The sequence below is a fragment of the Billgrantia kenyensis genome (genome assembly GCF_013697085.1).
GTDB classification, from domain to species: Bacteria; Pseudomonadota; Gammaproteobacteria; order Pseudomonadales; family Halomonadaceae; genus Halomonas; species Halomonas kenyensis.
Genome location: NZ_JACEFT010000021.1, coordinates 67,994 through 75,673 on the forward strand (window position 1 = coordinate 67,994; position 7,680 = coordinate 75,673).

Annotated in this window: 6 protein-coding genes; all 6 read right to left on the reverse strand. The window is 53.6% G+C overall.

The annotated features are described in order from the left end of the window. Window positions 1-27: 27 nt before the first annotated feature. From H1D44_RS15225 to H1D44_RS15250, 6 genes are read right to left on the reverse strand one after another with little or no spacing between them, the layout of a single operon-like run. On the reverse strand, window positions 28-1,974 hold the full coding sequence (locus H1D44_RS15225; protein ID WP_181515711.1) for an asparagine synthase-related protein: 1,947 nt from the start codon (window positions 1,972-1,974) through the stop codon (window positions 28-30). Window positions 1,975-1,995: 21 nt separating this feature from the next. Further along, on the reverse strand, window positions 1,996-3,027 hold the full coding sequence (gene galE, locus H1D44_RS15230) for a UDP-glucose 4-epimerase GalE (protein ID WP_181515712.1): 1,032 nt from the start codon (window positions 3,025-3,027) through the stop codon (window positions 1,996-1,998). Window positions 3,028-3,078: 51 nt separating this feature from the next. After that, window positions 3,079-4,245: a glycosyltransferase family 4 protein gene (locus H1D44_RS15235; protein ID WP_181515713.1), complete on the reverse strand. Its 1,167-nt coding sequence runs from the start codon at window positions 4,243-4,245 to the stop codon at window positions 3,079-3,081. Next, window positions 4,245-5,393, reverse strand: a complete 1,149-nt coding sequence (locus H1D44_RS15240; protein WP_181515714.1) for a glycosyltransferase family 4 protein — start codon at window positions 5,391-5,393, stop codon at window positions 4,245-4,247. The genes H1D44_RS15235 and H1D44_RS15240 overlap by 1 nt, the downstream gene beginning before the upstream one ends. Further along, entirely contained in the window at window positions 5,374-6,717 is a 1,344-nt protein-coding gene (locus H1D44_RS15245; RefSeq protein WP_181515715.1) for an O-antigen ligase family protein, read from the reverse strand. The genes H1D44_RS15240 and H1D44_RS15245 overlap by 20 nt, the downstream gene beginning before the upstream one ends. A gap of 2 nt (window positions 6,718-6,719) precedes the next feature. Beyond that, window positions 6,720-7,541 carry a glycosyltransferase family 2 protein gene (locus tag H1D44_RS15250; RefSeq protein WP_181515716.1) on the reverse strand — a complete coding sequence of 274 codons (822 nt, stop codon included), beginning with the start codon at window positions 7,539-7,541 and terminating at the stop codon, window positions 6,720-6,722. Window positions 7,542-7,680: the final 139 nt, after the last annotated feature.

The window sequence follows — 7,680 nt, forward strand, 5'->3', positions numbered from 1 at the left end:
TCGCATTCCTTGCCTTTTCAAATTGGGCTACTCCCTGGCTGCTGTCAAGCCGCTCTCCGGAAACGCAAGCTTTTGACGCTGCTTATTATTCTGCCCATAGCTACACCACAACTTCCATACTCGAAAAGCGCGCATCAGATTCACCGCCTGCAACGCGGCCTCCGGGCCGGCAGTTTTGGGAACGTTTTCCAGACAAGCACGGAAAACATGCTGATCGATCCATTCACAGCCTTCCGAGGCGGCTTCATTATCGGTCAACTCCCTGGCCAGCTCTTTCCACCCTTGCCAAGAGATTGCCTGACGCTTGCGTTCATTGACCGGATCTTGTTTTGCTATCTTGGCAGGGAGTAGATCACCAAGGGCACGCCGATACAGCCAGCGGACCTCCCCATCCTGCCACAGCAGTTCAGGAGGCAACCCCAACACAAACTGCAGCAATCGCTTGTCCATCCAAGGGTAGCGATGTATCAGGCCATGAGGAGCCGCCCAGTGTGCCCAAGTGGCCATCCGGGCGCTCAGGTGACCATTAGTGAGCAGCAGGGCCTGCATCTTCGAGGGCCCGGAGACCTCGCGCCAGGCAGGCATTCGCCGACGCTTCAAATCGCTGAAGCGCTGTCGGAAACGCTCTGGGGCGTATTCTTCGACCCCCTCAAGCCATCGAAAGGGTGAGAAGCGCGCATAAAGGGCGTCAGGCAGCAGCGGTACTAGCCCTTGCTGCCACAGGAAGTGTAGCAGCCGACGACCGTGACGCAGCCCGCCAGAGCGGTGCCGGGCCAGGGAAAGTAACGATAACCATCGCCCGTGCTGGACAAGATGGGCGGGATAACCCCGAAGGCTGAAGGTCACCGCCTCGTCCCCTCCCCAGCCAGAAAGCAGCACTCGAGTGCCGCGTCCTCCCGCGTGGGCCATCACCGGCCACTCCTCGAAAAGATCCGTCGTACCCTCTACTGCCATGTCGCGATTGAGGAAATGCCTCAGATCCTCGGCCGAGGCAGTACCATAGTGGCATTCGGTCCCGGCCTGGCGACAAAGACGATCAATCAGTATCCGCTCGTCCCGATGCTCTTCTAAACGGGGGTAAGCTTCACCAATAGGCGGCGACCAGGTATAGACCTGATCCAAGCGACGCCCCTGCTCATGAAGCAGTTGAGCCGCCAGCAGGGTCACCCCGCTGGAATCGAGCCCCCCGCTGAGGTGCGAACCTATGGGGTAATGCGTCCGCACTCTTGCCCTCACTGCCGTCTCGAGTAACTCGCGGAGGTTCGCGACATAGTCGTCACGCTGTGGATAACGCACGGGCTCAACGGCTTCCGGATGCCAATAGCGCTCGAGGCGAACTCCAGCGGGGCCTGCCTCGAGCCAGTGGCCTGCAGGCAGATGGTGTATATTCGTGAAGAAATCCACCTCATGGCTGTCGAACGGCCAGAATAGATAAGACGCCACAGGATCCTCGTCGATGTGCGGCTCGATATCAGGGAACGCCAGCAGCGCTCGCATATCGGTGGCAAACAGTACCCGCCACTTGTCCTCACAATAATAGAGAGGACGGGAACCGACATGGTCCCGGGCACAGAACAGGCAATGACGCTTGGCATCCCAGATCGCAAAAGCAAAGTCACCCACCAGTTCCGCCACGCAGTCACGCCCCCAGCGGCGGTAGGCCAGCAGCAGAAGCCGGCCATCCGGCACCGCCGCCCGCTGGGAACGGTCGATAGCCAGCCTGTCACAGAGCTCATCGCGATTGTCCAGAATGGCATCAGCGACTAGGCAAAGCCCCTCCTCCACCAAGGGTAATCGCTCGTGCACCGACTCGGGTGAGATATCGAGGCGCTGAAATCCGAGCGCTATGGAACTGTCAACGTGCGCGAAGGCACCTTCACGCCCATAGTCAGCAAGTAGCGACAAAGCTCGCTGAAAGGCTCGGGGGTCCACAGGCCGCTGACTGAAGTGAACACAGCCAAGAATAGCGCTCATGGCCATTCCATCAGGCTTTGTTCATTCATGATTGGAGCCCCCTTGATAACCATGCGGGTTAGTCTTCTGCCATTGCCAAGTGTCAGCCACCATCTCCTCGAGGCCACGCCTGGCCTGCCAATCAAGCTCTGCTCGCGCTTTGCTCGGATCCGCCCAATAGGCCGCAATATCGCCCGGTCGCCGAGACTCGACCCGGTAAGGGATGTGACGGTTCGAGGCGCGTTCATACGCCGCTATTACTTCCAGCACACTGTGCCCTTGGCCAGTTCCAAGGTTCCAGATATTCACTCCCGGTCGTGTCCTCAGTGCTTCCATGGCACGGAGGTGCCCTTCCGCCAAGTCCATGACATGGAGATAGTCCCTCACGCCGGTACCGTCGTGAGTCGGGTAGTCATTGCCATAAACCACCAGCTCATCACGGCGGCCGACAGCTACCTGGGAGACGAAGGGGACCAGGTTGGTGGGCAAGCCACGCGGATCATCACCGATCATTCCGCTTGGGTGGGCACCGATGGGATTGAAATAGCGCAGCAAGGCGATGCGCCAACGACCATCTGAAGCCGCCAGGTCCTGTAACACATGCTCCACCATCAACTTGGAACGACCATAAGGACTAGCAGGCTGGCCCGCAGGATAACTTTCCTGCAGCGGCATGGGATGTCCATCGCCGTAGATCGTGGCCGATGAGCTAAAAACCAGCTCATACACTCCGGCATGGCTCATCGCACGACATAACGCCAGAGTACCGGCAAGGTTATTGATATAGTAGGCCAACGGATCGGCCATGCTCTCGCCAACCGACTTGAACCCTGCAAAGTGCAGTACCGAATCGATAGGCTGCTCCCTGAACAGGTGCTCCAGACAAGCCGTGTCTGCGGTATCACCCTCGACCAGCCCTACCGTCTTGCCACTCAACTCCTCCACTCGCTTCAGAGATTCTCGGTTACTATTGCTGAAATTATCCAGCACCAGTACCTCATGCCCCGACTCCAGCAACGCCAACACCGTATGCGAGCCGATATAACCCGCACCACCTGTAACCAGAATGCGCATTGGCGACTCCTTATCAGGGGAAAACCTTAAGTGAGACGATGCCGACTCTGATCAACGCTTGGCGTGACCTTGCAAGACTTCGCGGTAGAGTGCTTCCAGGCGCCTGACCCGGCTTGCGATATCATGATGGGTTTCGACATGATGTCGCGCACTCCGCCCTAGCCTGGCGCGAGTCTCAGGGCATGCAAGCAGATGTGCCAGAACCTTGCTCAATGCCTGATGGTTTCCGGCAGGAAAACGCGCCCCCAGCTCATCGCAGGTTACGAGATGGCGATTCCCCGGGATATCCGATACCACCACCGCAAGCCCAGTAGCCATGGCCTCCAGTATCGCCAAGGGCATGCCCTCCCAACGCGAGGGAAGGACGAAAAGATCACTGGCCCGTAACAGCGCCGGCGTATCGGACCGCCATCCAAGAAAGTGCACATGCTCATTCAACCCTGCTCGTTCCACCCCCACCTGCAAAGCCGGCTGCAACTCCCCGTCGCCGACTATCACCAGATCGGCGCCAGGGTCACCGGCTTCCCACAGGGCGCAATAGGCGTCGATCAAGCAGCCAGGATCCTTCTGCTCCCAGAGTCTGCCTACCATGGTGATCAAAGTGCGGTCTTGGGGAAGACGCAAGCGACAGCGCAGCGCTGCCTGTTCCTCCGGCCCCGGGGGACAATACTTCTCCAAATCGACCCCATTGGGTAGCACCAGAACCTTGGTGGGAGGCAAGCCGAGCTGTTGGATGCAGATACGAGCGTCCTCCTCGTGCAGGCAGATCACCCGATGAGCACACCGTCCTCCCAGCCACTCCATGGCCTGAAAGAGGCAAGCCTGTAACCTGGAGCGGGCCGCAGGGAACGCAAAACCATGAACGGTATGCACGATACAGGGCACCCCGGCCAGACGGGCAGCAAGACGCCCCAGAACACCTGTTTTGCTAGAGTGGGTGTGCACGACATCAATATCGCCAGCATGGAAAAAGCGCCACAACTCCCACAGGGCACGACCATCGGCCAAGGGGCGTATATCTCGCTCCAACGCAGGGGCAGTCAGAACTTCCACACCATGGGTGCGGGCCTCCACAGTCAAATCCCCCTCCCCTTTGCAGATCAGCAAGCGATGGAAGCTCTCTGGCAGGCGCTGCAACTCGTCCAAAGTTACGCGCTGTACACCGCTGAGTATCGGCAACAACTGCAGATGGGTGATTCGACATGGGAAGCTGTCCATTACCGGCTCTCCACCAAAGAGCACATCAATTCGACGACACGCCGATGCTGCCGGTGACGGTCAAAATGTGTCTCAGCCCGTACCCTACCCGCCTGCCCCATGCGCTCACGCAGTCGGGGGTCATGGCATAACGTGGTCAATGCCTCTAGCAAAGCCGCATCGTCACCACCCTCGACCAGCAGGCCAGTTTCCCCATCGATAACAACCTCTGGAATGCCACCAGTCCGCGTGCCAACCACAGGTTTTCCGGCCGACATCGCCTCGACGGCGACCAACCCAAGCCCTTCCTGGCGGGACAAGAGAAGCAACACGTCGATAGAGCTCATGATGGGCGCGATATTGTCAATATATCCAGTGCGGATCACCGAAGGGTGATCAATATTCGGCAGTGTTTGACAATACTTGGTTGCAGTATCGTCGGCCTCTCCCACGAGGAGCACCTTGATATTAGGGCAGGATGTAATCAGCTCCGGCAGTATCCTCAGTAGCCGATCCTGGCCTTTTCGAGGCGTGATGGATCCAACCATGGTCAGGAGAACATCAGAGGGCTCAATTCCCCAATACTTCCTGACATCACCACCACTACCATCGAGCTTTGCGCACCCATCGTGGATCTTATGAATTTTCCTTTTGTACCACCTTTTTTGCCAAGCAGGGTACTTTTTCAACACCGCATCAGAAATAATAATATTTAAGTCTGCGATGGGCAATTGAAACCAATCCAGAACACCATGAGGTTTATCCAACTTATCCCATATCACGGCCGGTATCCCACAAAGCCTCGCAGCAACACCCATCGTCAATAGCCCGCGCATATCATTGCAGAATACAATGTCGATGTGTTCTTCCTGGTTAAGCAAAAAATCTCTTAGAGTTTTGATATAGGAAAAAGCCTGCCATTGAGTGAGAAGCTTGTCCCGAAAACCATACCGATATATAGCGCCCCCATATTGCGAGAGGCGTTCAGGATAGCCACAGCAGATCACAGACTGTCCCATAGACTCTACATGATCTGCAAAAACACCGCGTTCTGTACTCAAGACCTGGACAGTGTGCCCCTCTTGACAGGCCACTTCAAGAAGATATAACAGTGTACGCTGCTGACCATACATGACATGCGGATAGCTCTCAACGAACAGGATATGCATGAACGCTCCGATTGATATGATTGGCGACACTTGGAATGCTCAACAAAAGGCCACACATCAGCCATAGCGATCTCTGCCGCAAACCATACATAGTCATTCCATATAAACAAAGAAGAATAAAAGCAACACCTGCCGCAATAAAAAGAAGATTCATAGTTCCACTTCTTGAAAATCTGAGCGCACAAGAAAAAAGCGCCATATATAATATTATTAGAGAAACCAACCCCAATGCCCCAGCTTCAAAAAAAACCCCTGCAAAGGTATTATGAATTTCATCTATACGATATTTTACACCTGACAACTTAGGGCCATGCCCTAGTATAAAAGCGTCATCTGCATTGGCAATAACTAATTCAGCTTGACGTCCTCTACTTTGATCTATAACCCCAGAATGAGACCCCTCAATCAAAACCACAACCGGGCGCTGCCACGATGGGGTGGAGCCAAGAGAGTAGTGGCCATCATAAGCCGCAATCACAGCACCAACATATAGAAATAGTGAAACAACGCTAGTAATTATTACCAATCCAAGGTATCCAGTCATCAAGCTGGAGTTTTTGAGATTAATTAAAAATATAAAAGCCATACAAAAAAGTGAAATTATAATCAGCAGGAAAGCCGTACGGCTACCCGTCAGCACTAAGGTGACCGCCATGGCAGCAATCAGAGAAACAAGTATAAATCTTAAAAGCTTTGATGTGGTGGATAACGCACCCCATACCATGGCAATGAACATGATGGGCACAAGGTACGAAGGAACTTGGTTCTCAAATCGTAGTGTCGATGAGACACGACCCGAAAACTCATCATAAGCCCAGACAGGTGCGGAACCGGTCATTGCCCAGAACCCCACCAGAGATACGACTGCGGCACCTGCCAGCCAACCAAATAAACACCCCTTCCACTGCTCAGGAGTTTGAACCAGAAACAGCATGGTAATCATCAGCAACACGACATAAACGATATTAGCAGTCTCAATGACACTGGGAATCAAGAAGCCATAGAAACTGGCATTGTTAACAAAACAAGAAATTGCATATATCAACAAAAAAACCAAAGCTGCAAGCAGTGCGATTCGCTGCCGGCCATCAACGAACTTACGCTCAAATATCCATTTTCTATTTATCACCATTGCAGCCCAGGTTATTGCTATGACCAGCTCTGTCAGTCCGACTTTTTCTCTTAACGGCCCCAAAGGCATAGTAACCAAAATACCCGATGAGAAAAAAGCCAGATAAATCCCTCTTACTGGATTAAGCAGAATCCAATAGATCCCCCCCCCCCCCAAAACCAGGAAAAATCCTGCAAGAGCATAGATAATCATGACTATATACCACTTGACTCCTCTAGGCCAAATCGGGAACGGACGCCGCGCTTAACAGCATTTGGTAAGTAAGGGTAAATTACCCTAGCAACCGGATAGATAGCAAAATATAGAGGCAATCCGAACCAGTGAATTGCTCGAATATTCAGACAGATTAGTCGCCAGTTCTGTCGAGAAGTCTTGAAACGACTTTGGAAAAAGCTTTCGTCACGTACATAACGACAGGTTAGTATGTCGGGTAGGTTGGCCACCTTGTGGTGACGAGCAACGCGCAGAAAGAACTCGAAATCAATCAAATAAGGCTGGCTGGGATCATAATTGATACCATTTTCAATCAGGGCGCGACGGAACATTATACCGCTATGGGTGTAAGGGATGCATTTAGCCGACTGACGACGAACTTCCATATCATCGACCGGATATACCCTAACAATATGCTCATTTCGCCGCGTGTCACGGCGCTCTTCCCCACACCCTACCCAAGCGTGATCAGGGTGAGAATCGAGGAATTCCATCTGCCGGGAAAGCCGCTCCGGGTAGGCTATATCATCAGCATCGATGTTAGCTATATACTCACCTCTGGCTTCCTCGCATGCCATCTTCAATGCTTGCGCTCGCCCCATACGCTGGCCGCGAATCACCCGTAACCTAGAATCCTTAATGCTCGCCAACACGGCAGGCGTATTGTCATTGGAGCCATCATCGATGATTAGCAACTCGATGTCTCTGAGAGTTTGATTGAATATGGAGCTAATGGCACGCGTTACCAATACCTCTTCGTTATACACTGTGAGAATAGTTGTCACACGTGTCTGAGCCATCATCTGCCCTCTTTGCTTCTGAGCATAAAGTTAAGAGATAAATTACAGGACAGGAATTAAGAAACGGCGGTCTCAATGACCAAGTGCAACACCTGACCCATCAGGTATCGTGTTGCCATGCCTCATTGCTATCGCCACCTCA

Excerpts from the sequence above, each read along its gene's own strand:
- H1D44_RS15225 (WP_181515711.1), bottom strand. The coding sequence starts at position 1,974 with ATGAGCGCTATTCTTGGCTGTGTTCACTTCAGTCAGCGGCCTGTGGAC.
- galE (WP_181515712.1), bottom strand. The coding sequence starts at position 3,027 with ATGCGCATTCTGGTTACAGGTGGTGCGGGTTATATCGGCTCGCATACG.
- H1D44_RS15235 (WP_181515713.1), bottom strand. The coding sequence starts at position 4,245 with ATGGACAGCTTCCCATGTCGAATCACCCATCTGCAGTTGTTGCCGATA.
- H1D44_RS15240 (WP_181515714.1), bottom strand. The coding sequence starts at position 5,393 with ATGCATATCCTGTTCGTTGAGAGCTATCCGCATGTCATGTATGGTCAG.
- H1D44_RS15245 (WP_181515715.1), bottom strand. The coding sequence starts at position 6,717 with ATGATTATCTATGCTCTTGCAGGATTTTTCCTGGTTTTGGGGGGGGGG.
- H1D44_RS15250 (WP_181515716.1), bottom strand. The coding sequence starts at position 7,541 with ATGATGGCTCAGACACGTGTGACAACTATTCTCACAGTGTATAACGAA.